General features: G+C 59.6%; 18 protein-coding genes. 10 read left to right on the top strand and 8 right to left on the bottom strand.

What is annotated here, in order from left to right:
• Window positions 1-112 precede the first annotated feature (112 nt).
• Window positions 113-715, top strand: coding sequence for a YqgE/AlgH family protein (locus BR48_RS0103655; protein ID WP_027230064.1), 603 nt, complete (start codon window positions 113-115; stop codon window positions 713-715).
• A 383-nt stretch (window positions 716-1,098) separates the two neighbouring features.
• On the opposite strand, the gene BR48_RS0103650 is transcribed toward BR48_RS0103655, so the two are convergent.
• From BR48_RS0103650 to thrC, 4 genes are all read right to left on the bottom strand, one after another.
• The gene (locus BR48_RS0103650; protein WP_245273376.1) at window positions 1,099-3,942 is read right to left on the bottom strand and encodes an EAL domain-containing protein; all 2,844 of its coding nucleotides are present in this window, start codon (window positions 3,940-3,942) and stop codon (window positions 1,099-1,101) included.
• A 70-nt stretch (window positions 3,943-4,012) separates the two neighbouring features.
• Window positions 4,013-4,600 (bottom strand): GNAT family protein, encoded by a 588-nt coding sequence (locus tag BR48_RS0103645; RefSeq protein WP_027230062.1) that lies wholly within the window; start codon window positions 4,598-4,600, stop codon window positions 4,013-4,015.
• Window positions 4,601-4,618: 18 nt separating this feature from the next.
• A complete protein-coding gene (locus BR48_RS0103640) occupies window positions 4,619-5,914 on the bottom strand; it encodes a pitrilysin family protein (RefSeq protein ID WP_027230061.1) in 1,296 nt (431 codons plus the stop codon).
• A 10-nt stretch (window positions 5,915-5,924) separates the two neighbouring features.
• Window positions 5,925-7,322: a threonine synthase gene (gene thrC, locus BR48_RS0103635; protein ID WP_027230060.1), complete on the bottom strand. Its 1,398-nt coding sequence runs from the start codon at window positions 7,320-7,322 to the stop codon at window positions 5,925-5,927.
• 135 nt (window positions 7,323-7,457) lie between these two features.
• Here thrC and BR48_RS0103630 point away from each other — a divergent pair, with 135 nt between their 5' ends.
• The gene (locus BR48_RS0103630; RefSeq protein ID WP_091949968.1) at window positions 7,458-8,072 is read left to right on the top strand and encodes a hypothetical protein; all 615 of its coding nucleotides are present in this window, start codon (window positions 7,458-7,460) and stop codon (window positions 8,070-8,072) included.
• Between the two features lie 59 nt (window positions 8,073-8,131).
• Here the strand turns inward: BR48_RS0103630 and BR48_RS0103625 are convergent, their stop codons facing one another.
• Window positions 8,132-8,818 carry an HAD family phosphatase gene (locus BR48_RS0103625; protein ID WP_027230058.1) on the bottom strand — a complete coding sequence of 229 codons (687 nt, stop codon included), beginning with the start codon at window positions 8,816-8,818 and terminating at the stop codon, window positions 8,132-8,134.
• Between the two features lie 282 nt (window positions 8,819-9,100).
• On the opposite strand from BR48_RS0103625, the gene BR48_RS0103620 reads away from it, so the two are divergent.
• Window positions 9,101-10,234 carry a site-specific DNA-methyltransferase gene (locus tag BR48_RS0103620; RefSeq protein WP_027230057.1) on the top strand — a complete coding sequence of 378 codons (1,134 nt, stop codon included), beginning with the start codon at window positions 9,101-9,103 and terminating at the stop codon, window positions 10,232-10,234.
• A gap of 81 nt (window positions 10,235-10,315) precedes the next feature.
• On the opposite strand, the gene BR48_RS0103615 is transcribed toward BR48_RS0103620, so the two are convergent.
• Both BR48_RS0103615 and mutY read right to left on the bottom strand, forming a co-directional pair.
• The gene (locus tag BR48_RS0103615; protein WP_027230056.1) at window positions 10,316-10,927 is read right to left on the bottom strand and encodes an HAD family phosphatase; all 612 of its coding nucleotides are present in this window, start codon (window positions 10,925-10,927) and stop codon (window positions 10,316-10,318) included.
• The gene (mutY, locus tag BR48_RS0103610) at window positions 10,924-12,003 is read right to left on the bottom strand and encodes an A/G-specific adenine glycosylase (protein WP_027230055.1); all 1,080 of its coding nucleotides are present in this window, start codon (window positions 12,001-12,003) and stop codon (window positions 10,924-10,926) included. Before mutY ends, BR48_RS0103615 begins: the two co-directional genes overlap by 4 nt.
• Window positions 12,004-12,085: 82 nt before the next feature.
• On the opposite strand from mutY, the gene BR48_RS23705 reads away from it, so the two are divergent.
• The 7 genes from BR48_RS23705 to BR48_RS23700 all read left to right on the top strand — a co-directional run bounded on the left by BR48_RS23705 (window position 12,086) and on the right by BR48_RS23700 (window position 23,203).
• Window positions 12,086-13,402 carry an O-antigen ligase family protein gene (locus BR48_RS23705; RefSeq protein ID WP_051614513.1) on the top strand — a complete coding sequence of 439 codons (1,317 nt, stop codon included), beginning with the start codon at window positions 12,086-12,088 and terminating at the stop codon, window positions 13,400-13,402.
• A gap of 34 nt (window positions 13,403-13,436) precedes the next feature.
• A complete protein-coding gene (locus BR48_RS0103600) occupies window positions 13,437-14,411 on the top strand; it encodes an SDR family NAD(P)-dependent oxidoreductase (protein ID WP_027230054.1) in 975 nt (324 codons plus the stop codon).
• Between the two features lie 18 nt (window positions 14,412-14,429).
• The gene (locus BR48_RS0103595) at window positions 14,430-14,930 is read left to right on the top strand and encodes a DciA family protein (RefSeq protein ID WP_027230053.1); all 501 of its coding nucleotides are present in this window, start codon (window positions 14,430-14,432) and stop codon (window positions 14,928-14,930) included.
• Window positions 14,931-15,329: 399 nt separating this feature from the next.
• Window positions 15,330-16,025 (top strand): DsbA family protein, encoded by a 696-nt coding sequence (locus BR48_RS0103590; RefSeq protein ID WP_027230052.1) that lies wholly within the window; start codon window positions 15,330-15,332, stop codon window positions 16,023-16,025.
• An 81-nt stretch (window positions 16,026-16,106) separates the two neighbouring features.
• Window positions 16,107-19,565 carry a chromosome segregation SMC family protein gene (locus tag BR48_RS0103585; RefSeq protein ID WP_027230051.1) on the top strand — a complete coding sequence of 1,153 codons (3,459 nt, stop codon included), beginning with the start codon at window positions 16,107-16,109 and terminating at the stop codon, window positions 19,563-19,565.
• Between the two features lie 147 nt (window positions 19,566-19,712).
• Complete coding sequence (gene ppdK, locus BR48_RS0103580) at window positions 19,713-22,379, top strand: pyruvate, phosphate dikinase (RefSeq protein ID WP_036813267.1); 2,667 nt, start codon at window positions 19,713-19,715, stop codon at window positions 22,377-22,379.
• 122 nt (window positions 22,380-22,501) lie between these two features.
• Window positions 22,502-23,203 carry a polysaccharide deacetylase family protein gene (locus tag BR48_RS23700; RefSeq protein ID WP_081815829.1) on the top strand — a complete coding sequence of 234 codons (702 nt, stop codon included), beginning with the start codon at window positions 22,502-22,504 and terminating at the stop codon, window positions 23,201-23,203.
• Between the two features lie 49 nt (window positions 23,204-23,252).
• Here BR48_RS23700 and BR48_RS0103570 read toward each other — a convergent pair whose 3' ends face one another.
• Complete coding sequence (locus BR48_RS0103570; protein ID WP_027230049.1) at window positions 23,253-24,650, bottom strand: aminotransferase; 1,398 nt, start codon at window positions 24,648-24,650, stop codon at window positions 23,253-23,255.
• Between the last annotated feature and the right edge of the window lie 59 nt (window positions 24,651-24,709).

The following is a 24,709-nucleotide window of genomic DNA, read 5'->3' as shown; positions in this document are numbered from 1 at the left end:
CTGTGTGACGAAGTCGTGTTCAGCCAAACTTTTCTTCCCGGTAACCGCTGTCGTTTACAATTCGTTACCATTGGGCGTTGTCATTTATAGAATCCTTGGTACCCTTATTCTTATGGGAAACTTGAGAGACGCGACCAACGAAGCCGGTTTTCTGAATGGACAATTCCTTCTCGCCATGCCGGGGATGGAAGACAGCCGTTTTGCGCGCTCGGTTATCTACATCTGCGCCCACTCGGAAAATGGCGCGATGGGTCTCATCATCAATCGCGCCCAAGAAATGGAATTTGCGGAAATTTTGGTGCAGCTTGGCGTGCTCGATGAGCAGCAAGTCATCATGATGCCGGACAGAACGCGCGATTTCCTCGTCCGCAACGGCGGGCCCGTCGAAGTGCGCCGCGGCTTCGTCCTCCATTCCGACGACTATCTTACGGATTCCACAATGCCCGTTGCCGAGGAACTCTGCTTGACGGGAACGGTCGACATCCTGCGCGCCATCTCAGGCGGACGTGGTCCCCGCAAGGCATTGATGACCTTGGGTTATTCGGGATGGGCCTCCGGCCAGCTCGAAAACGAGATCGCCAATAATGGCTGGCTTACTTGCCAGGCGCCGCACGATCTGCTCTTCGATCCGAACATTGACAGCACCTATGATCGGCTGCTCGCCTATATGGGTATCGATCCGTCGCGCCTCGCCACGGTCGCCGGCCACGCCTAAATTAACCTATCGGTTTTGACATTTTTTCTGTCGCGCTGCAACGCGATACAGCAAGGGATTCAACCCTGCATTTCTTGTTGGGAATCCAAATCCAAGCAATCAATGAAAGCGAGAGCCAAGTAGCAGCATCAAGCCAGCTGGTGCATCGGGACAATGGGCCTCCCGACCGTGGCAACGGCCTTGCTCTCAAACTCGGAGAATAGGCATGTGGTTTTTGCCACTGACTATTACCTTTGAAACCAAAAGAACCCGGACGGGCTGGCAAGTCTGCATCCGGGTTCGATTGATTACCTAAGGTAAAGGTGGGGCGGGCGAAAGCTCGCCCCACGCTCCAGTTACGAATAATAGCAGTCTCTTCGCCAATTCCAAGCCCGCTTTTAGTCTTACGACGCAGCCTTCGACTGCTGGAACTGTTCGCGCAGAAGCTTGGTGGCGACGTCGAGCGTCAAAGGCGGGCTGAACATGAAGCTCTGCGCATATTCGCAGCCCATCTGGCGCAATTGCAGCGCATCGCTTTCATTTTCGATACCTTCCGACACGACGGCAAGACCGAGGTCATGCGCCATGCTGATCATCGAGCGCAGCAACGTCACCTTTTGCGGCTGATCGGCCTTGAGGAACGAACGGTCGATCTTGATCATATCGAACGGGAATGACGTGAGATAGGAAAGCGAAGAATAGCCGGTGCCGAAATCATCGAGCGAGACGCCGACGCCCATTGCCTTGATGCTGGAAAGCACATAGCCGGAGCGCTCCGGATTTTCCATCATCAGAGATTCTGTCAGTTCGAGCTTCAGGCTGCTCGGCTCGATCTGCGTCTGCAGCAGGACCGAGCGGACATCATCGATGAGATCCTGGCGGATCAACTGGCTGCTCGAAATGTTGACCGAGACGAAGAGCGGTGTCGCTCCGAGGGTACGGCGCCAATTGACGAGATCTTCGGCGGCTTTTTGCATCGCAAAGAGGCCGAGCTGGACGATGAGGCCGGAACTTTCGGCGACGGGAATGAACTCTGAAGGCGGGATCGATCCGCGGCGCGGATGATCCCAGCGCATGAGCGCTTCAAAGCCGGCTATGCTGTTGTCATCGAGGCGCACGATCGGCTGATAGGCCATATGGATTTCACGGCGTTCCAGCGCGCGCCGCAGGTCCGATTCAAGCTGAAGGCGATCGCTTCCGACCGCGCGGAAGGCCGGACGGAAGGGCTCGATGCGGTCGCCGCCAAAGCGTTTCGCCTGGTACATCGCCAGCTCGGCGTCCTTTACCAGATCCTCCGGCGAGGCGGCGCTGCCGCTCGTCCATGTGATCAGGCCGAGCGATGCGGTAAGAACAATCTCGCGCTTGGCAAAGGCGATGGGCGCGCGGATCGCCTGCTTCACCGCATCGGCGAAGGCGGCAATCTTGGCGGGCTCGCTTTCCGATACGAGGATCAGGCCGAACTGGTCTGCCGAGAGACGGCTCAACGTATCCTGCGGGCGCAGCAGGCGGTGCAGGCGGCGCGATATGGTCAGAAGGAAGGTGTCGCCGGCGGAGAGGCCGAGGCCGTCATTGACCTGCTTGAAGCGGTCGATGTCGATGATGAACACAGTCGGGCGAATTTTGCTTTCCGTTTGCGCCATGGTGATCACCGAGCCGAGGCGATCCAGGAAAAGTTCGCGGTTGGGAAGGCCGGTCAGATTATCGTGGACAGCATCGTGGAGCAGCCGCTCCTCCGCCTTCTTCTGTTCGGTAACGTCAATCAGGGTGCCGACGCAGCGTACGATCTCACCATCCGAACCGATGACCGGGCGCGCCTTCAAGGAGTACCAATAATAGTGGCCGTCATTGGCTCGCAGGCGGAAGGTCTGGGAGATGCGGCCGCGACGGTTCTCAAGAATGACGTCGAGCGTTGTCCGGAAACGGTCGCGGTCGTCGGAATGCAGCATCGGCAGCCAGTTGCGCACGGCCCCGTGCAAGGAACTTGCCGACGCTCCGAGAAAATTGGTGAGGTCGGGCGTCGTGACAACGCGGTCACGCGGCACGTCCCAATCCCAGACGATGTCGCCCGAACCGATGATGGCGAGCGCCTGCCGCTCGACGTCTGAGAAGAGCCCCTGCTGCAACGCGCCTCCGGAAAAAGCGTGCTGCATGACCGTAAAGCCGATCAGGAGAACGATGAGGACAAGGCCGCCTGCGAGGGCGGGCTGGATGATGTCGTTGGCAAGAATGCCGGCAACGGTAAACCAGCTGCCCATCAGCCAGACCAGGAGCAGGATCCACGTCGGGATGAGCATGATCGCCCGGTCATAGCTCCTGAACGAGAAGAATCCGATCAGGATCGTGCCGGCTATGATGGTCAGCGCGAAGGAAAAGCGGGCGATGCCGGCTGCAATCGGCGGGTCGAAGATCGCGACGCCGGAGACGATGCCGAGACCGAGAATCCAGGTCAGCGCGCCATAACTGAAATTATCGTGCCAGCGATTGAGGTTGAGATAGGTGAAAAGGAAGATCACGAGCGTCGCGGCCAGCGCTACTTCGGTGCCCGCCCGCCACATTTGTTCGTTGCCCGGCGCGATTTCGATGAGCTTGCTCCAGAAGCCGAAATCGACGCAGATATAGGCAAGAACCGCCCAGGCGAGGGCTGCCGTCGCCGGGAACAGCGAGGTACCCTTGACGACGAAAAGGATCGTCAGGAACAGCGCGAGCAAGCCGGCAATACCAAGCAGAATGCCGCGGTAGAGCGTATAGGAATTGACCGTATCCTTATAGGCATTCGGCTCCCACACATAAACCTGTGGCAGGTTGGGAGAAGCAAGCTCCGCGACAAGGGTGATAACCGAACCCGGGTTGAGCGTGATCAGGAAAATATCCGCGTCGTCGCTTGCCTGCCGGTCGAGGGCGAAGCCTTCGCTGGGGGTAATCGACGTGATGCGTGTCGAACCGAGGTCGGGCCAGATGAAGCGCGATCCGACAAGACGGAAATGCGGCGCGACGATCAGCCGGTCGATCTGTTCGTCGGTCGGATTGGCGAGCGAAAAGGCCGCCCAGTCGCCGGTCGAACGCTTGTCGTTTGCCTGCACCTCGATACGCCGAACGATGCCGTCCGTACCGGGTGCCGTTGAAATCTGGAACGTCTCGCCCTGGTTCCGATAGACCTCGACGGCCTTCGACAGGTCGAGCGCCGTGCTTTCCTTGGTGATCTTGATTGTTTCGAAGGCATTGGCGGCGGTATGGGCCGCGAGCAGCATGAATATGAGGACCAGAGCCCGCGATAAGCCTTTCAGCATCTGTCGTCCCAACAAAGCCACCGATACTTTTTCATTTGCCAGCCCTTGCATCATCCTCAATCAGCGCGAAGAGAAGATGATCTTGCCACATTCCGTTTATCTTTAGGTAAGAACGGAGCAGTCCTTCTCTCTGAAATCCGGCTTTTTCGAGAAGGCGGATCGATCTTTCATTGCTTGGAATACAGGCAGCTTCCAGGCGGTGCAACCTCACCTTGGTGAAAGCATAGGGGATGAGCAGGCTCAATGCTTCGTGCATGAACCCCTGTCCGGCGAAGGGTGCGCCGATCCAGTAGCCGATCATGCCATTCTGGCCGACACCGCGGCGGATGTTGCCAAGTGTGATGCCGCCGAGCAAGCGCTGGTCGGTATTGCGGAAGAGAAAGAACGGATGGGCCGTGCCTGCCGCCGCCTCGTCGTCATAATGGCGAATGCGATGGCGGAATGCGCCGCGCTCCAGATCATCGACCGCCCACAGCGGCTCCCATGGCGCGAGAAATTCGCGGCTTTCGGCGCGCAGCGATGCCCAAGCGCGATAGTCGGAAAGCGTCGGCGGACGCAGGTAAATGCGCTTGCCCTGCAAGGGCGGGGCCACGCTTTTGAGAAAGGGCAGGGCGATCATTGCCGCTCCGGATCGCCGTCAGACCGCTATCTTTCTCGGGCTCGACGCTGGGGCAGTCAGTCCATGACGGATATCGGCGAACTTCATCAGGGAACCGATCGGGCCGACCGCAGCGACTGTAGGCGTCGTGTCGAGGAACAGGCGTCCGGCAAGGTCGGTCAAACGTTCAACAGTGATCTTCGAGAGACGCTCGACCAGTTCGTCGGTCGATATCGGATTGCCGTAGAGAAGCATCTGGCGTGCGATCTGTCCGGCGCGGCTTGCTGCGCTTTCATGCGACATCAGCAGGCTCGCCCGATATTGCGCCCGTGCCCGGTTCAATTCCTCCTGGCTGATATTGCGGGCAGCAGCGTGCAGCTCGTCTATGATCACGGGTACGAGCTTTTTCAAATGATTGCGCCCGGTTGCAGCATGGACCCCGAAAACGCCGGTCTCGGAGAACCCCCAATGGAACGCATAGACCGAGTAGCACAGGCCCCGCTTTTCCCGCACTTCCTGGAAGAGGCGCGAAGACATGCCGCCACCGAGGATCATCGCCAAAAGCTGCGAGGCATAGAAATCGCGCACATGATAGGCGCGGCCCTCAAAACCGATCACCACCTGGGCGTCCATCAATTCGCGCTGTTCGCGGAAATCGCCGCCGACATAGTGGGAGATTTCGGGTTCCGGGGCCGTCGATTTCGGCCGGAACGAACCGAGGCGCTTTTCGACCTCTCGGACGAATTCGTCGTGCTTGACGCCGCCGGTGGCGACGACGACCATGCGCTCGGCGCTGTATTGCTCGTCCATATAGCGGCGAAGGTCGGCCGACGAGAAGGATTGGACGGTCTCCGGCGTGCCAAGGATGGTACGTCCGATGGTCTGGTTCTGAAAGGCCGCTTCGGTGAAGCGATCGAAAACCACATCGTCGGGCGTATCGTGCGCAGCACCGATCTCCTGCATGACGACGTTCTTTTCGCGCTCGAGTTCCTCGGCGTCGAATTTCGAACTCGTCATGATGTCGGCGAGAATGTCGATCGCGAGCGGCATGTCATCGCGCAGGACGCGAGAATAATACGAAGTGGTCTCGACGCTGGTCGCGGCGTTGATTTCACCGCCCACATCCTCGATATCGGCGGCGATCTTCCAGGCGGAGCGGTTCTCGGTTCCCTTGAAGGCCATGTGTTCGAGAAGATGGGCTATACCGTGCTGGTTGCTTGCCTCGTTCCGTGACCCTGCCTTGACCCAAATGCCAAGGGCTACGCTCTCCACATGCGGCATTGTCTCTGTCGCAATCGTCAAACCGTTGGAGAGGCGACTGATTTCAACGCCCATGCAATGCTCCTTACTTTGCCGCTCTTGAATGCCGGCTCACATACTCTTCCACATTTTTAAGGTCGTTGGGAAGTACCGTGTACTGTTCTTTTCGTTGCATGAGATCACCCAGCCAGAGCGGCAGGTCTGGATGGACGCCGCTTGCCTCCTTCACGGCATCCGGGAACTTGGCCGGATGAGCCGTGGCAAGGACAACGCTTGGCGCCGTCGATCGCAGAACTTCGCGTGCTACCTTCAGGCCGATGGCCGAATGCGGATCGAGCAGATAGCCGGACTGCTTCAGTACGCTCGCGATAATCCCGGTTGTCTCCGCCTTGCTGGAGCGGCCGGCACCGAATTCGGAGCGGATGAAGCCGAGTGCCTTTTCGGCGATCGAGAAGCTTCCGGATTGCTTGAGGCCGTCCATGAGGCGCCGCACCGAGGCCGCGTCACGGCCGTGCGCTTCAAAGAGCAAGCGTTCGAAGTTCGAGGAAACCTGGATGTCCATCGATGGCGAGGTCGTATGTACCACGCCACGCGTTTCGTAATTGCCGGTCTCCAGCGTCCGGGCAAGTATATCGTTGTCGTTGGTGGCAATGGCGAGGCGCTCGATCGGAAGGCCCATGCGCTTTGCAACGTAACCTGCGAAAATATCACCGAAATTGCCGGTTGGCACAGTGAACGAAATTGGCCGGTCGGGAGCGCCGAGGCTGAGCGCCGACGTGAAGTAATAGACGATCTGCGGCATGATCCGCGCCCAGTTGATCGAATTGACACCAGAGAGCGAGAGCGCGTCGCGGAAGTTGAGATCGTTGAACATGCCTTTAACGAGCGATTGGCAATCGTCGAAATTGCCATCGATGGCGAGCGCATGAACATTGGACGCTGCCGACGTCGTCATTTGTCGTTGCTGCACTGGCGAGACGCGGTTGTGCGGAAACAGAATGAACATGTCGGTCCGGTCGCGGTTGGCAAAGGCCTCGATAGCCGCGCCGCCCGTGTCGCCGGACGTTGCGCCGACGATGGTCGCCCGCTCGCCCCGCCTGGCAAGACTGTAGTCCATCAGCCGCGCCAGAAGCTGCATCGCCACATCCTTGAATGCGAGCGTCGGACCATGGAAAAGCTCTAGCACGAATTCATTATGTCCGGTCTGGACCAAGGGGCAGACCGCCTCATGGCGGAAGGTGGCGTAGGCTTCGTGTACCATCGCCTCGAAATCGGCCTGGTGGATATCGCCGGCAATGAATGGCGTCAGCACGTGGATCGCGATCTCGGCGTAGGTCTTGCCCCGCAGCGAACGGATCTCGTCTGAAGAAAATTGTGGAAATTCCTGGGGCAGATAGAGCCCTCCATCGCGCGCAAGGCCGGCGAGAAGGGCATCGGAAAATCCTAAAACCGGCGCTTCGCCGCGTGTACTAACGTATTTCATCTCAAATATCCCTTGCCTTTGGATGCACGCGCAGCCCTGGCAAAAAGCTTGCGCAGCCCCGTCGCATTCTCATCGAACCGTTGATATAGAACACGTTCGTTCGTCAAGGTTCGTTCTACGAGGAAAGTTCAGTTCATGAAGTCAGAAACACAAAAAACTCTGCCCTTCTATCAACTTTGCGCCCCAATTTGTGCATTGGTCTTTGCTGCGGGTCTTGCGGCCTGTTCGACGAGCGGCGGGACCGTGGACACGAACTCCCCCAAGGCCCAGGCCACCGCCGAGGCCGACAAGCGCCTCACCGCCTCGCAACTGCGCGCCTTCTGCCCGCCCGTCACGATCCGCGAGGGAACCTCGGTCATCAACAATTACGGGAAGACCACCGACAAGAACCCGGCGAACCTGATTTATCAGGCATCCATGTCGGACGAAACCCGCTCTTGCAATTCGGACGACACGACGATGACCATGACTGTCGCCGTTTCGGGCAAGATCGTTCCCGGGGCGAAGTTCACGCCCGGTACGGTAACGGTGCCAATCCGTGTTGCCGTCATCCAGGGCTCCGATGTTGTCTACTCCAAGCTGAGCAGGCAGGCGGTTGCGGTCAACGACAGTGGCGCGGCCACCCAGTTCATCTTCAACGATCCGAACGTGAGCTTCCCCAAGCCGGCGAGCCGCAACGTTCAGGTGTTTGTCGGCTTCGACGAAGGTCCGGACGATAGCGCCAAGGCAAAAACAAAGAAAAAGAACTAGATCGTCAACAAAGACGGCCGGTGGAAATACCGGCCGTCTTCTTTTTGACTGAGGCTGGATCAAACGGCTTCCGACCACACCGACATGGCTTCGATCACGGCCGGCAGATCGCGGTGGCGGCTGATGACTGTTTCAGCACCGGCATCCGTCAATTTGTCTGCATGACCCGGATAGGTGTGGGCGCCGCCGGTAAAGCCGATAACCCGCATGCCCGCTGCCCGGGCCGCGTGAACCCCATGTGTCGAGTCTTCGATGACGATCGCCCGCGCTGGATCTACGTTGAAATGCCGCGCCGCAAAGAGATAGACATCCGGCGCCGGCTTCGGCTTCTGCGATCCGACCTCACGCGCCGAAAAGATGTGCGGGGCAAACAGATCGTAGAGCGTGCTCTGCTCCAGCATCATCTTGAGCGAGGAACTGATAGAGTTCGAGGCGATGCATTTCGGATATTTCAGCGCGGCAACGACCTGCTCGACGCCATCGATGACGTTGAGCTCGTTGCGCAGCTTATAATCCATCTGCTTGGCGGATTCTTCGATCAACTGCGCGGAAATTGGAATTCCTGCTTCCTTCTCGACCTGAAGCAGGATGTCGGTCCAGGTCAGGCCGGCAAAGCGCTCGGCAATGTCTTCGGGTTCGATCGGATAGCCTGCATCGGTCAGGAGCTTGGACTCGACCTGTGCGGCAAGGAATTCGGAATCGACGAGCACGCCATCGCAGTCGAAAATAATGAGCTGTGGTTCCATTAAATCATACCTGTTCGTGAAAATAGCGCTGCCATCGTGCAGCATTTCGGTCGCTTAGGGGATTTACCGGCATCGACTACACGCTAATTGGCCGGGCGTCAAAGAAAAGCGGGGCTGTGGCGATGAGGGCGGCGCTGAACTTACCCCCGCCATCCCGCCCCGAAAGGTTGGGGCGCTGTGCACCACGAACAGTTTCCCGCATAACGCCGGCTCTTAACGCGAAATTTACCGCGTCCGGTAACCATGAGGCTCTGTAATGCGTCCCCAGTAGTCGAGTACCCCATGTCCGTTGTTCGTCTCGTGAATGAACTGCCCCAGGCAGCGCCGCAATCCTCCTGGCTCGATACAATTTTAAAGGGTGACTGCGTGGCCGCCCTCAATCGGCTGCCGGATCATTCCGTCGATATCATCTTCGCCGACCCGCCCTACAATTTGCAGCTCGATGGTGACCTGCATCGGCCCGACCAGTCGAAGGTCGATGCGGTCGATGACCACTGGGACCAGTTCGAAAGCTTTCAGGCCTATGATGCCTTCACCCGTGCCTGGCTGCTGGCGTGCCGACGCGTTCTCAAGCCCAACGGCACGATCTGGGTCATCGGGTCCTATCACAATATTTTCCGCGTCGGCTCGATGATGCAGGATCTGGGATTCTGGATGCTCAACGACATCATCTGGCGCAAGAACAATCCCATGCCGAACTTTCGCGGCCGCCGCTTCCAGAATGCGCATGAGACCATGATCTGGGCATCGCGCGACCAGAAGTCCAAGGGCTACACATTTAACTATGAGGCGATGAAGGCTGCCAATGACGACCTGCAGATGCGGTCGGACTGGCTCTTTCCCATTTGCACCGGTGCGGAGCGTCTGAAAGATGAGAATGGCGACAAGATCCACCCAACGCAGAAGCCAGAAGCCCTGCTTGCCCGCATTCTCATGGCATCGTCAAAACCCGGCGACGTCATTCTCGATCCCTTCTTCGGTTCGGGAACCACGGGCGCGGTGGCAAAGCGCCTCGGGCGACATTTCGTCGGCATCGAGCGCGAGCAGAAATATATCGATGCTGCGACGGCTCGCATCGCTGCCGTGGAGCCGCTGGCTGGGGCTGAACTCACGGTCATGACCGGCAAGCGCGCCGAGCCGCGCGTCGCCTTTGGCAGTATCGTCGAGTCCGGCCTGTTGAAACCCGGCGCCATCCTCAGCGATGCGCGGCGCCGTCACGCGGCCATCATCAGGGCCGACGGCACGGTCACGGCAGGTGGCGATGCGGGCTCCATCCACCGGATGGGCGCAAAGGCGCAAGGCCTCGATGCCTGCAACGGCTGGACTTTCTGGCACTATGAAGATGCAGGCGTTCTCAAGCCGATCGACGAGTTACGCAAGCAGGTGCGAAGCGGCATGACGACAGCCGGAGGCTGACGTTCCGATCGGACGCGGACCTCCAGTGCCGTTCTGATCCGAAACGCTCAGGCTTCTGCCTGAGCGTTTCGTCTTTGGCGGTCAGACGCGAATGCCGAGATTATTGAGATCTACCTTCAGCGCCTCTGGACCGGTGAATTGCACGGACTGCCAGCCAGCCTCCTGTGCCCCCGCGACGTTCCTGGCGCTGTCGTCGATGAACAGTGTTGCAGCTGGATCAAGGTTGAAGGCCGCGACATGGTGATCGTAGATGGCCTTGTCCGGCTTGATCAGCCCGATATCGCCTGAAACGGTTACGCCGCGGCTCTCGGTCAAGAAGGGAAAGCGTTCCCAGGCCTCGCGTAACGTGTCAGACGCGAAATTGGTCAACATGGTGACGTCATGACCGTCGGCGATGAGCTGGCGCAGGATCGTGACGCTGCCATCGATCGAATGAGTGATCATCATGTGCCAGTTCTTGCGAAAGGAGCGGATATGATCTTCCCGGTCGGGAAAGTCCGCAATCAGCAGCGCCTCGGCATCGGCCCATTTGCGGCCACGGTCCTGTTCGATGTTCCATTCATGCGTGCAGATATTGTCAAAGAACCATTTCCGCTCGGCGGCGTCCGGAATGAGTTCCCGAAAAGCGGCATCGGGCTCGTAGTGGATGAGAACCTGGCCAATGTCGAAAACGATATGCTTGACGGGTGTCATACGTCCTTACCTCTTTTTGCAAAAGCGTGGGGGATGGCTGCTGCAATGACTTTTTTCATGATCGTAGGCAACGCCTCGGCTGAAAGTTTTTCGATTTTTACCCACCAACCGTCAAGGTTTTGCATTGCAGGGATATTGCCTGCCTTGAAGACGGCAAGCCGCAACTCGAAATGCGTGAAAATGTGCGTGATGTTGCCGGCAGCAATCCAGTCGGCCGCAAATGGCGCGCTGGCGATATCCGTCGCGCCGTCCTGCCGCGCTGTCCAGGCTGTGGTGGGCACCTCGGCCATCCCGCCAAGCAAACCGGTTTCGGTGCGGCTGCGCAGCAAAACTTCGTTGTTCGCAGAGACGGCAACAAACGCCGCCCCAAGGCGGATCGGCCTTTCCTTCTTGGCCGCCTTGACGGGATAAAGTTCCGGATCGCTCGTTTGCAGCGCTTCGCAGCCCTCTTTCACGGGGCAGACAAAACAGGCCGGCCGCTTCGGCGTGCAAATTGTCGCACCGAGATCCATCATGGCCTGCGCGAAATCGCCGGGACGTTCGTCAGGGGTGAGCGCCTGCATGCGGGCGCGGATTTCAGACTTGGCGGCGGGAAGAGGGGTGTCGATTGCGTAAAGGCGGCTGATAACACGCTCCACATTGCCATCGACGACCGCGACAGGCCTGTTGAACGCGATCGACGCAATCGCCGCGGCTGTATAGTCGCCGATCCCCGGCAATGACTTCAACCCGTTGATATCAGAAGGGAACGATCCGCCGTGATCGGCGCACACGGCATCGGCGCACTTCTTCAGATTGCGCGCCCGCGAATAGTAGCCAAGCCCCGCCCAAGCGCGCAGGACTGCATCCTGACTGGCAGCGCCAAGGTCCTTCACGGTCGGCCACTTTTCGACAAAGGCGTTGAAATAGGGCTTCACGGCCTCGACCGTCGTCTGCTGCAACATGATCTCGGACAGCCAGATGCGGTAGGGATCCACAGCTTTCCCGGCCTTCTGCTCGCGCGGCGAAATGCGCCATGGTAGAATCCGGTGGTGAGAATCATACCAATCGAGCAGGTTGGCGGTTATTGGTTGCATCAATCTCAAACTGCGCTACACGGGGCCAACGGTTCATACAGAACCGCTGCGAGTACAAGAACAAAAATATTCGGAATCATGAATGTTTCCAGATCAGTTGACCAAGCCCTTGATGTTCCCCGCCAGGGGACATTTTATTGGAATCGATCGCAATAATCGCATTTTCACATTTCTCTTCGCGCTTTTCCCGGGCCTTTTGGCAAGTGGGACGTCAGTTACGCTCGTCCTTGCCTTCATATGGGCAGTTATCTCGCTGGCGTTCAAGCGCTTCCCCTTCAAACTGACACCGACTGAAAAACGCGTCGCCTGGTGCGTCACTTTCTATATCGTCGTTACGGTCGTCTCGGTCGTCCTCCATCCCAATGCGAAAGCCGGCCTCACCTACATTCTGAAAATGATCCCGTTCCTCGCCGTTTGGGCGGTACTTCCGCGGCTTCATGCCGGCGTTTCCGGCCGCCTCGTACCCTTCCTGATCACCGGCGCGGGCATCGGCATGATCGGAGCACTCGCCTACAGCCTCGTCCAGATAGCTTTCTTTGCTACGCGCGCTGAAGCCGGCGCCGGCAATGCTGCGGTCTTTGGCCTGTTTGCTGTGCTCTTCGGCAGTATCGCGCTACTCAACGCCCACTCAAATAGCAAGACTGAGCGTGTGATTGCGATCCTGGGATTTGCCTGCGGAATGGCCTGCGCTTTTCTTTCGGGGACAAGATCGGCCTGGCTGGTCATGCCGGTGCACTTTGCGATCCTCTATTGGTATTTGCGCGGCCAGTCGTTGCCGTCGCTGACCAATGCGGCGAAGGTCGTGGGAACCGTCCTGATCGTGGCGGTCATTTCCGTCGCGTCGATCAAGGTAACCGAGCGCTACCATGCGCTCGAGAGTGATATCACTCACCTTGACCAGCCGCAGGAGAACATCAACTCGCTGAAGGCGCGTCTTATGCTCTGGTCGGCCGGCGCGCAGGTATTCCTGCAGTCGCCGCTTCTCGGCGAGGGTCCGCAGAACAGAATGTCCTCGGTCAACGCGGTGTTGAATCTGCCGCCTGAAAAGCAGATGACCTTTACCCATGTTCACAACGGACTTTTGAACGCTGCGGTTGACGGCGGCATTCTCGGCGTCCTCGGTGTCATGGCGCTCCTTGCTACCCCTATAATCGGCGCGCGCCAGAAGGAGCCGGGGCAGGGCCGCGACCTTGCGACGGCAATCGCGTTGCTCTTGCTGTCGAGCTACATCATAACCGGCATGTTGGGGATCATGTTCGGACACGATGCCACGGACGCCGTCTTTATCTATCTGACCATCTTGATCTGCTGGATGCCGGGCAATGCACCATTTCTTTCGATCCCCCAGGTTGCCCAACACGCCGAGGCGGACGTTGCGGCGCTGAGTGCAAGGGCATGAACTTGGGCACGTCGCAAAGGGTAACGGGAGAACGATGAAGGCCATTGTCACAGGAGCCGCCGGCTTTATCGGCTTTCACGTTGCAAGAAGGCTCGCAACCGAAGGCGTCCAGATTGTCGCGATCGACAATGTCAATGACTACTATCCGGTAGCGCTCAAGGAAACGCGGCTTTCGGCTCTTGATGGTCATGCCGGCATCCGCTTCGTGCGCGCCAACATTGCCAATGCCGGCGAACTCGCCGCTGCGATCGACGAGGATACCGATGCCGATGTCATCATTCACCTGGCCGCCCAGGCGGGGGTGCGCTATTCGGTCGAAAATCCCGCTGCCTATGTCGACGCGAACGTCCATGGTCAGGTCACGGTCTTCGAACAGGCATTGCGGATGAAAAAGCGCCCGCCCATCGTCTATGCGAGTTCGTCTTCGGTTTACGGGACCAACAGCAAAGTGCCGTTTTCCGAGAGCGATCCTGTCGATAATCCGGTTTCCGTCTATGCGGCGACGAAACGTTCCGGCGAACTCCTGGCCCATTCCTACCGGCATGTGCACAAGATTGCGTCCACCGGACTGCGTTTCTTCACCGTTTATGGCCCTTACGGCCGCCCTGACATGGCGCCTTGGTTGTTTACGGATGCGATCCTCAAAGGGGAGCCGATAAAGGTCTACAATCACGGCAAGATGGAACGGGATTTCACCTTCATCGACGATATCGTCAATGGCGTCCTTGGCGCAATGAACCGCATCCTGACCAATCCGGAAGCAACGGCCCCGGTCTATAATCTCGGCAACAACAAGCCCGTCGCCCTGATGCGCTTTATCGAGATTATCGAAAAGGCATGCGGCCGCGAAGCGACCAAGGAATTTGCGCCTATGCCGGCCGCCGATGTGCCGCGCACCTATGCCGATATCGACCTTGCCGCACGCGATCTCGGGTTTTCTCCCTCGACTTCGTTGGAAGAAGGCATACCTTTGTTCGTAGAGTGGTTCCGCGGCTACAATGGCCGCTGACATGATGGCGACGATCCGATGAACGATAGCCAACAGCGGAAAGGATTCCGGCCCTTGGCCGATCCCGCCGCGGGCATCCTCGATCCTGTGTTGCGCAAACGGGCCGGGATCACGATCGAACTCGTCCAGGCGTGGGACGAAGTCGTCGGCTCGAGTCTTGGCGGATTATCCCGCCCGCTGAAACTCATCTGGCCCCGGCGCGCCCGCGAGGATGATCCGTTTCAACCGGCCACCTTGGTCATTGCTTGCCAGGGATTCACCGCGATGCGCGTTCAGCATGAGACCGGGGAAATCATTAGCCGTGTCAATGCCTTCCTGGGCTTTGCTGCGGTCGGGCGCATCAAGATCGAGCAAAAGCCGGTCGCGCTGCCCGTCGTGAAAAAGCGTTCCTTGCCGCCCGTCGACGCAGAGACCTCACGCAAGATCAGCCATGCCGTCGAGCCTATCGAGCATGACGGATTGCGCGAGGCACTCGAGCGGCTTGGAAACAGCATCCATGCGGAGCGTAAGGGGCGCTGAGCTGCCACCAACGGACCTTGATCCTTCACGAAAAATTCAAAGACAGATCGCTGTCTCTGCGTTAGAGCAATTCTTGTTTAGATAGAACCGTTCTGCCGGAGGGAATTTGGTTTCAAGGTCGAGGGGTTTGGCGAGGCCGATGTTTATCCATCGGACGACGCCGAAGCCCGAAGGATTTGGAGCAAATTCACCAGGCCCTTCGGGTTTCCGGCTGGCGGCCACCCACTTTGTCAGGCGGCTTCGTCCGATGGATAAACATCGGCCTCGCCACCTTCCGCGTGGATCGGCTCGCCATCCGAGAAACAGAACTGCTTCTATCTAAGCAAGAATTGCTCTAAGAAACTGCCATGGGCTCTAACGAGTCAGTAGACAGATCAAACACCGGAGACAGGTGAACTTATGACTGAATTCTTCACCCGCAGAAACGTACTGGCGCTCGCCGCCGCCTCGACGGCCGCCATTGCTCTTGCATCCGGCCACGCATGGGCCCAGGAAGCAGCAAAACCTGCGGATGGGACGGCGCCGGTGAAAGCCCCGGAACCGGCGGGCAAGATCGACGAAGCCAAGCTCATGGCGCCAGGCACCTTGAAGGACATCGTCATGGGCAAGGCCGAGGCGCCTGTCACCATCGTCGAATATGCGTCGATGACCTGCCCGCACTGCGCGCATTTCGCCACGACGACCCTGCCGACGATCAAGGAAAAATACATCGACACCGGCAAGGCGAAGCTCATCCTTCGCGAATTCCCGTTCGATCCGCGTGCTGCAGCCGCCTTCATGCTTGCACGGTGCGCGCCGGAAGATCGCTATTATCCGATGGTCGAAGTCCTCTTCGCACAGCAGGAACAATGGGCGGGCGCAGCAAATGCAGAAGAACCTTTGCTGCAAATCTCCAAATTGGCCGGTTTTACACAGGAGTCGTTCAAGGCTTGCTTGACGAACCAAAAACTTCTGGATGATGTGAATGCTGCGCGTGAGCGCGGAGCCAATGAATTCGGAGTAAATGCAACTCCGACTTTCTTTATCAATGGCTCGAAATACTCGGGAGCCCTTTCGGTTGACGAAATGTCGGCGATCATCGACGGCCTGCTTTAATACCTGCGATACAGTTGTCGGCGGGGGCTTCGGTGCGCCCGCCGTTTGCATTCGGGCGCCCGGTGACGGGAAGGGCTGCTGATGCGCTTCACCAAACTCCGCCTCCTCGGCTTCAAATCCTTCGTCGAGCCTGCTGAATTCGTCATCGAAGGCGGGCTCACCGGCGTTGTCGGCCCCAATGGCTGCGGCAAGTCCAACCTTGTCGAAGCGCTGCGCTGGGTGATGGGCGAGAATTCCTACAAGAACATGCGCGCATCCGGCATGGATGACGTGATATTCTCCGGGTCCGGAACGCGCCCATCGCGCAATACGGCGGAAGTAACGCTCTTTCTCGACAATCAGGACCGCACTGCACCCTCTGCGTTCAACAATGCCGATGAACTGCAGGTATCGCGCCGCATCGAACGCGAGGCAGGGTCCGTCTACCGCATCAACGGCAAGGATGCGCGCGCCAAGGATGTGCAACTGCTGTTTGCCGACCAGTCCACAGGCGCGCGCTCTCCCTCCATGGTCGGACAGGGCCGCATCGGTGAACTTATTCAGGCAAAGCCCCAAGCGCGCCGTGCATTGCTCGAAGAAGCTGCGGGCATTTCCGGCCTGCACACGCGCCGGCATGAGGCGGAACTGAGACTGCGCGCGGCCGAGCAGAATCTCGAGCGGCTTGAAGACGTTGTCGGCGAACTCGAAACCCAGATCGAAAGCCTGCGCCGGCAATCGCGCCAGGCAAACCGCTTCAAGAGCCTTTCCGCCGATATCCGCCGTTCCGAAGCGATCCTGTTGCATCTGAAGTGGGCGGTCGCCAAGGCGCATGAAGGCGAAGCCCAGTCGGCGCTGTCGGTGGCGACATCGGGCGTCGGCGAGCAGGCCCAGCTGCAGATGAATGCCGCCAAGGAACAGGCCATCGGCGCGCACAAGCTGCCGGACCTGCGTGAGGCAGAGGCGAAGGCCGCCGCGGTTCTTCAACGCCTTACCATCGACCGCGCACAACTCAACGAAGAGGCAGAGCGCATCCGCGCCCGTCAGGGTGAACTTGAAAAGCGACTTGTGCAGTTTACGGCGGACATTGCCCGCGAAGAGCAAATGGTGCGCGACAATGCTGACGTTCTCGCCCGGCTCGAGGCAGAAGAACAGGCGCTTCACGAAGAAAATGCCGGCGCCGGCGAACGCGAGATTGCGACACGCGCCGAATTCGAACGCGCCGATGCGAAGCTGAAGGAAAGTGAGGCTGCGCTTACCAAGCTTACGGCCGAACGCGCCGAAGCATCCGCCGAACGGGCGCAGATCGAGCGCAACATGCGAGATAGCGCTGAACGCCGCGACCGGCTGGTGCGCCAGCTTGGCGATGTCGAACGCGATCTCGCCAGTGTGATCGGCGAGATCTCTGCCTTGGCTGACCCGGTCGAAAAGCAGGGTTTGGTTGAAGCCGCCGAAGCCGAGTTGGCGCAGGCCGAAGAGTCCGCGATTATTGCCGAAACTGCCGTCGAAGATGCGCGCCAGCGAGAAGCGGAACTGCGGCAACCCTTGCAGGAGACGCGTGCTGAGCTTGGCCGTATCGAAACCGAGGCGCATACACTTGCCAGGATGATCAACGCCGGAGGCACGGACCTTTTCCCGCCGGTTGTCGAATCGATCAAGGTGGACAAGGGGTACGAAGTTGCGCTCGGTGCCGCGCTCGGGGAGGATCTCGACGCACCGACCGATCATGGTGCACCCGTATTCTGGAGCGACGTCGACAATGCGGGCGGTGATCCGGATCTTCCGTCCGGCGTCCGGTCGCTCTCGGAATTTGTCCGCGCCCCACGGCAATTGGCACGCAGTCTGGCGCAGATTGGCGTCGTCGATGAAGCCGATGGTGCCCGGCTGCAAGCGTCGCTACAAGCCGGGCAACGCCTGGTCAGCCGCTCCGGTGCGCTATGGCGCTGGGATGGCTATACCGCAAGGGCCGATGCCCCAACGCCGGCGGCGCAGCGGCTTGCCCAGAAGAACCGGCTGGCAGAACTCGATCTCGAAGTTGTGGCGGCAACGAAACGGTTGCGCGAGGCGGAAGCCGCGATTGCCGGCGCGGAAGCCAGTGTCCGTCAATTGGTCGATGCCGAACGTGGAGCCCGCGAGCGGGTCCGCGGCACGCAACGCGCAGTGAGTGACGCACGCGAAGCGCTGGCAGCGGCCGAGCGGGCGGCGGGCCAACTGTCGAGCCGCCGAGCAGCGCTCGAAGAGGGCAAGACACGGCTCGCCGAAACGCTCGAAGAAGCGCACGAACAGTATGTGGACGCCGAAACGAGGCTGGCCCATGCGATCGACCTGCAGGACCTCGATTTGCGTCTCGCCCATCTGACAAGCGAGGTCACGCAGGACCGCGCCGGACTGTCGGAAGCGCGCGCCATTCATGACGGGCTGCGCCGCGAGGCGGACAATCGCATGCGCCGGCTCGAAGCCATTGCATTTGAGCGCAAGAGCTGGATCGGGCGCGCCGACAACGCCGACCGCCAGATCAAATCGCTGATCGAACGGCGGCTCGAAACCGAGCGCGAATCCGAGCAACTGGCGGATGCGCCGGAGGAAATAGAGGATCGCAACCGTACTTTGCTGTCGCAGCTTTCCGAGGCCGACCTGCTTCGCCGCGATGCCGCAGACCGGCTTGCCGTGGCCGAAAACCGCCAGCATGAACTCGACCGGGCCGCAACCGAAGCCATTCAGGCGCTGGCGACAGCGCGTGAGGGCAGGGCGCGCGCTGAAGAACGCCTCGCGGCAGCGCAGGAGCGGCGCAAGGATACCGAAGCGCGCATCACTGAGGCCCTTCACTGCGCACCGCACGAGGCCTTGAAGCTGACAGGTCTCGGACCCAATGATCCGCTTCCGGATGTGGACGCGACCGAACGAAATCTTGAGCGGTTGAAAATCGAGCGCGAACGGCTCGGTGCAGTCAACCTGCGCGCCGAGGAAGAGCAGGAGGAACTTTCCGCCCGCCTCGAAGCGATCGTCAGCGAGCGCGAGGACATAATTGAGGCCGTCAAGAAACTGCGCCAGGCCATCCAGAGCCTCAACCGCGAAGGTCGCGAGCGCTTGCTTGCGGCGTTCGAGGTGGTGAACGTCCAGTTCCAGCGCCTGTTCACCCATCTCTTCGGCGGTGGCACGGCGGAACTGCAACTGATCGAATCCGACGATCCGCTCGAGGCAGGGCTCGAAATCCTTGCGCGGCCGCCGGGCAAGAAACCGCAGACCATGACGCTACTCTCCGGCGGCGAACAGGCGCTGACGGCGATGGCGCTGATCTTCGCCGTGTTCCTCACCAATCCCGCACCGATCTGCGTGCTCGACGAAGTCGATGCGCCGCTCGACGATCACAATGTCGAGCGCTTCTGCAATTTGATGGACGAGATGGCTTCCTCCACGGATACGCGGTTCGTGGTCATTACCCACAACCCCATCACCATGGCGCGGATGAACCGGCTGTTCGGCGTCACCATGGGCGAGCAGGGTGTAAGCCAGCTTGTTTCCGTTGATCTCCAGACTGCGGAGCAATTGCGCGAAGCGAGCTGAGTTCCAGCCGCTGAAATGACGAAGCTTTTCAAAGCTTAATGCTGTTTTACTCTGCTAATCGATTTGAATGGTGCAATGCAGCATTTTTCGGTGGTGCTTGACGGATCGATCGCGTAGACCTCTCTTGTGCCAAGGGAGGCTGCTAGAATGAAATGGGTCTACACGTTCGGTGACGGCAAGGCAGAGGGTTCTGCCAATGATCGAAATCTCCTGGGAGGCAAAGGCGCCAACCTCGCCGAGATGTGCGCACTCGGCCTGCCGGTTCCTCCGGGCTTTACGATTACCACCGATGTGTGCAGCTGGTTCTACGAGAACGGCCGCAAATACCCTGAAGCGCTCAGCGCCGACGTCAAGAAGTCGCTGGAGCATATTGCTGCCGTGACTGGCCGAACCTTCGGCGACAAGGCAAAGCCGCTTCTCGTTTCGGTGCGCTCGGGTTCGCGAGCATCGATGCCCGGGATGATGGATACGGTCCTCAATCTCGGCCTGAATGACGAAACCGTGGAAGCAATTGCTGAGGAATCGGGCGATCCCCGTTTCGCCTACGATAGCTATCGCCGCTTCATCCAGATGTATTCCGATGTCGTCATGGGCCTCGACCACTCGGTTTTCGAGGAAATCCTCGAAGACACCAAGGCCAATCTCGGCCACGAGGTCGATACGGCACTCAGCGCCGACGATTGGAAAAACATCATCGAGCTCTACAAGGAAAAAATCGAGGAAGAGCTGGAAAAACCATTCCCGCAGGATCCCGAGGAGCAACTTTGGGGCGCGATCGGCGCTGTATTTTCGAGCTGGATGAACACGCGTGCGATTACCTATCGCCGCCTGCACGGCATTCCGGAAAACTGGGGCACGGCCGTCAACATTCAGGCGATGGTCTTCGGCAATATGGGCGATCGCTCGGCGACAGGCGTCGCCTTCACGCGCAATCCATCAACCGGCGAAAAGAAGCTTTACGGTGAGTTCCTGGTTAATGCCCAGGGCGAGGATGTCGTTGCCGGCATTCGCACGCCGCAGAACATCACCGAAGATGCGCGGATCGCCGCCGGGTCCGACAAGCCGTCGCTCGAGAAAGTCATGCCCCAGGCTTTTGCCGAGTTCTGCGCCGTCTCGGACCGGCTTGAGAAGCATTATACCGACATGCAGGATCTCGAATTCACCATCGAGGACGGCAAATTGTGGATGTTGCAGACACGGGCCGGCAAGCGCACGGCCAAGGCTGCGCTGAGGATTGCCGTCGACATGGCGAACGAGGGGCTGATTACCCGCGAGGAAGCCGTGTTGCGCATCGATCCGGCCTCGCTCGACCAGTTGCTGCACCCGACCATCGATCCGAAAGCCAAGCGCGACGTGATCGGGACCGGCCTGCCTGCATCTCCGGGCGCTGCCACGGGTGAACTTGTCTTCTCTTCCGAAGATGCCGAACAGGCGAAGGCCGAAGGCCGCAAGGTCATTCTCGTGCGTATCGAGACGAGCCCGGAAGACATCCATGGCATGCATGCGGCAGAAGGCATCCTGACGACGCGCGGCGGCATGACCAGCCACGCGGCTGTGGTTGCGCGCGGCATGGGCAAGCCTTGCGTCTCCGGCGCTGGTTCGTTGCGGGTCGACTACCGCAATGAAACGCTGCTCGCCATGGGCGTCGTTCTTAAGAAAGGCGACATCATCACCGTCGATGGCGGCACGGGGCAGGTGCTGAAGGGCTCCGTGCCCATGCTGCAGCCGGAGCTTTCGGGCGATTTCGGCCAGATCATGGAATGGGCCGACAAGACGCGGCGCATGAAGGTGCGTGCCAATGCCGAAACCCCGACCGATGCGCGCACGGCGCGCTCCTTCGGCGCCGAGGGCATCGGCCTTTGCCGCACTGAACACATGTTCTTCGAGGGCGAGCGCATCGTCGCCATGCGCGAGATGATCCTCGCCGACAACGAAAAGGGCCGCAGGATCGCGCTTGAGAAGCTGCTGCCGATGCAGCGATCGGATTTCGTCGAATTGTTCGAGATCATGAACGGTCTGCCGGTCACGATCCGTCTGCTCGACCCGCCCTTGCATGAATTTCTGCCGAAGACCGAGGAAGAAATCGCCGAGGTTGCCGCTGCGATGAATGTCAGCGCCGACAAGTTGCGCGAGCGCACTGACAGTTTGCACGAATTCAACCCTATGCTCGGCCACCGTGGTTGCCGCCTCGCAATCTCCTATCCGGAGATCGCGGAAATGCAGGCGCGTGCCATTTTCGAGGCAGCCGTTGCCGCAGCCAAGTCGACCGGTGCGCCGGTCGAACCGGAAATCATGGTGCCGCTAGTCGGGCTTCGGGCCGAACTCGATTTCGTCAAGGCGCGCATCGATGCGGTGGCTGCCGATGTGATGAAGGAAGCCGATATCAAGATCAATTACCTTGTCGGCACCATGATCGAATTGCCGCGCGCCGCCGTGCGGGCGCATTCGATCGCCGAGGTCGCCGAGTTTTTCTCCTTCGGTACCAATGATTTGACGCAGACCACGTTCGGCATCTCGCGCGATGATGCGTCCTCCTTCCTGACGACCTACCAGGCGAAGGGCATTATCGAGCAGGATCCGTTCGTCTCGATCGACGTCGACGGGGTCGGCGAACTCGTCCGCATCGCCGTGGAAAAGGGCAGGGCGACACGCCCGGGTATCAAGCTCGGCATTTGCGGCGAACATGGCGGCGATCCGGCCTCGATCAAGTTCTGCGACGAAACCGGGCTGGACTATGTGTCCTGTTCGCCGTTCCGTGTGCCCATCGCTAGGCTCGCAGCGGCGCAGGCATCGGCAAAGCCAAAGAAAGGCTGAGCGGTTCTGCCTTAAATCCGCTCGGTTTGCTTGGCCTATCTGCGCGCGAGATTCCTCCAAGAACGGCGAACACCGTGGTCAAAGCCTTGCCAGCCCTCACCGCCCTCCTGCTGGCGCTGCCCATGGCGAATGCCGTGGCTGGCGATAAGCCGCATTTCGTTGAGCCGAAACTCTACATTGCGAAGGGCGGTCACGCCGCGCCGCAAGTTGCCCTGACTTTAGATGCCTGCGCCGGCCAAACCGACATGCGCATCCTTAATGCCCTTGTGGACAATCGCATTCCGGCGACGATCTTCGTTACCGGTCGTTGGCTCAAGCGTAATCCGGAAGCCGTCGCAATCCTGCAGGCACATCGCGATCTGTTCGAACTCGAAAACCATGGCCTCAATCACGTACCGGCGATCGACAACCAGCAGGAGATGTTCGGGCTGAAGACGGCAGGCTCGCAGGAGGCGATCCAGGCCGAGATCGCCGGCGGAGCGCTCGCGATGGAGGCATCAGCCAAGGTAAAGCCCGTATGGTATCGCGATGCAACGGCTCGCTACAGCGACGACGCCATCGCACTGATCCATTCGATGGGCTATCGCGTCGCGGGCTATTCGCTCAATGCCGATATGGGTGCATCGTTGATGTCGGCCCAGGTTGAAAAGCGCATCACCGGAGCCAAGGATGGCGATGTCATCATCGCCCACATCAACCAGCCGTCGCGCGTTGCCGGTGCCGGCGTCGTCAAGGGCGTCCTTGCCCTCAAGCAAAAAGGCTTCCATTTCGTACGTCTCGAGGACGTGACGGAGAGCGAAAAGCCGGTGCAGTCGGGCGTCTAGAAAAAACGGCCGCGCAAGGCGGCCATTTTCATTTCTGTGAATGCTCTGATCAGGCAGCAGCGCGCAGGCTGTTGCTGGATACATGCGCTTCTGTATCGGCAAGCGCGAGCTCGAAGCGATTGAAGAGCTCGTTGAGCTCGGCCTCGGTGATGATCATCGGCGGGCAGAATGCGATGGAATCGCCAATGGCGCGCAGGACGGCGCCGTGACCCTCCAGGAAACGCGCGAGTTGCGCCGCAACCCCGTGCGCCGGATCGAACGAGCGCTTGGTGGCCTTGTCAGCGACGAGTTCGACCGCGCCCATCAGCCCGCAATTGCGTACATCGCCGACGAGCGGATGATCCTTCACCCTGGCAAGCCGCGCCTCGAAGGTCGGCGTCAGGCGGCGGACCTCCTCGACGATATTGCGGCGCTGGTAAATCTCGATCGCCTTGATGCCGAGCGCGCAACCGACAGGATGACCGCCATAGGTGAAGCCATGGCCAAACGTGCCGAGCTGGGCGCTGTGATCGACATAGGCCTGGTAGACGTCTTCGGGCACCAGCACGGCACCCAGCGGCGAATAGGCGGCGGTAAGCTGTTTGGCAGCCGAAATCGTCGTCGGCGTCATGCCGACGCTCTGGCTCCCCCACCAGTTGCCGGTGCGACCGAAACCGTTGATCACCTCGTCGGAGATGATGAGGATGTCGTGCTCGCGCAGGACGGGTTCAATTGCCGCGAAGTAGTTCGCCGGCGGCACGATGACCCCGCCCGCGCCCATGACCGGCTCGGCGATGAACGCGGCAATCGTCTCCGGACCTTCGCGCTCGATCATGTCCTTCAACGATTGTGCGAGGCGCGCGACGAACTCCGCTTCGCTCTCGCCTTCAAACCCGAAACGATAATAATGCGGGCAATCGGTGTGCAGGATGCCGGGAACCGGCAGGTCCCAACCCTTGTGGTTGCCCGGAAGTCCGGTAAGCGAAGCCGACATGACTGTGACGCCGTGATAGGCTTTGACGCGCGAGATGATCTTCTTTTTGTTCGGCCGGCCAAGCGCATTGTTATAATACCAGGCAAGCTTGACCTGCGTATCGTTGGCCTCCGAACCCGACGATGTATAAAACACCTTCGAGATCGGCACGGGCGCCAGTTCCTTGAGTTTTTCGGCAAGCTCGATGGCGGGCTCCATGCCCTTGCCGCCGAAGAGGTGATAATAGGGCAGCGTGCGCATCTGCTCGGTTGCCGCCTCGATCATTTCCTCGTCGCCGAAGCCGAGCCCAGCGCACCAAAGCCCCGACATCCCCTCGATATACTCCTTGCCCTGCGTATCGTAGAGATAGACGCCCTTGCCATGGCCCATGACGAGCGGCCCCATCTCCTGGAGCTTGTGGATCGGGGTATAGGGATGAAGGATTGCGTTGACGTCGCGCTGCTGGACATTGGTGAGGGGACGGCTATTCGCCATTTCAGGACTCCGGCTTGAGAGGAAGGTTCAATCTTAGCGAGAGTTGTCGGCAAGCGAAA

The sequence above is a fragment of the Phyllobacterium sp. UNC302MFCol5.2 genome, from assembly GCF_000686005.1.
Taxonomy (GTDB): Bacteria; Pseudomonadota; Alphaproteobacteria; order Rhizobiales; family Rhizobiaceae; genus Phyllobacterium; species Phyllobacterium pellucidum.
Note: the sequence above shows the minus strand (reverse complement) of the source record. Positions and strands in the feature narration are given on the sequence as shown.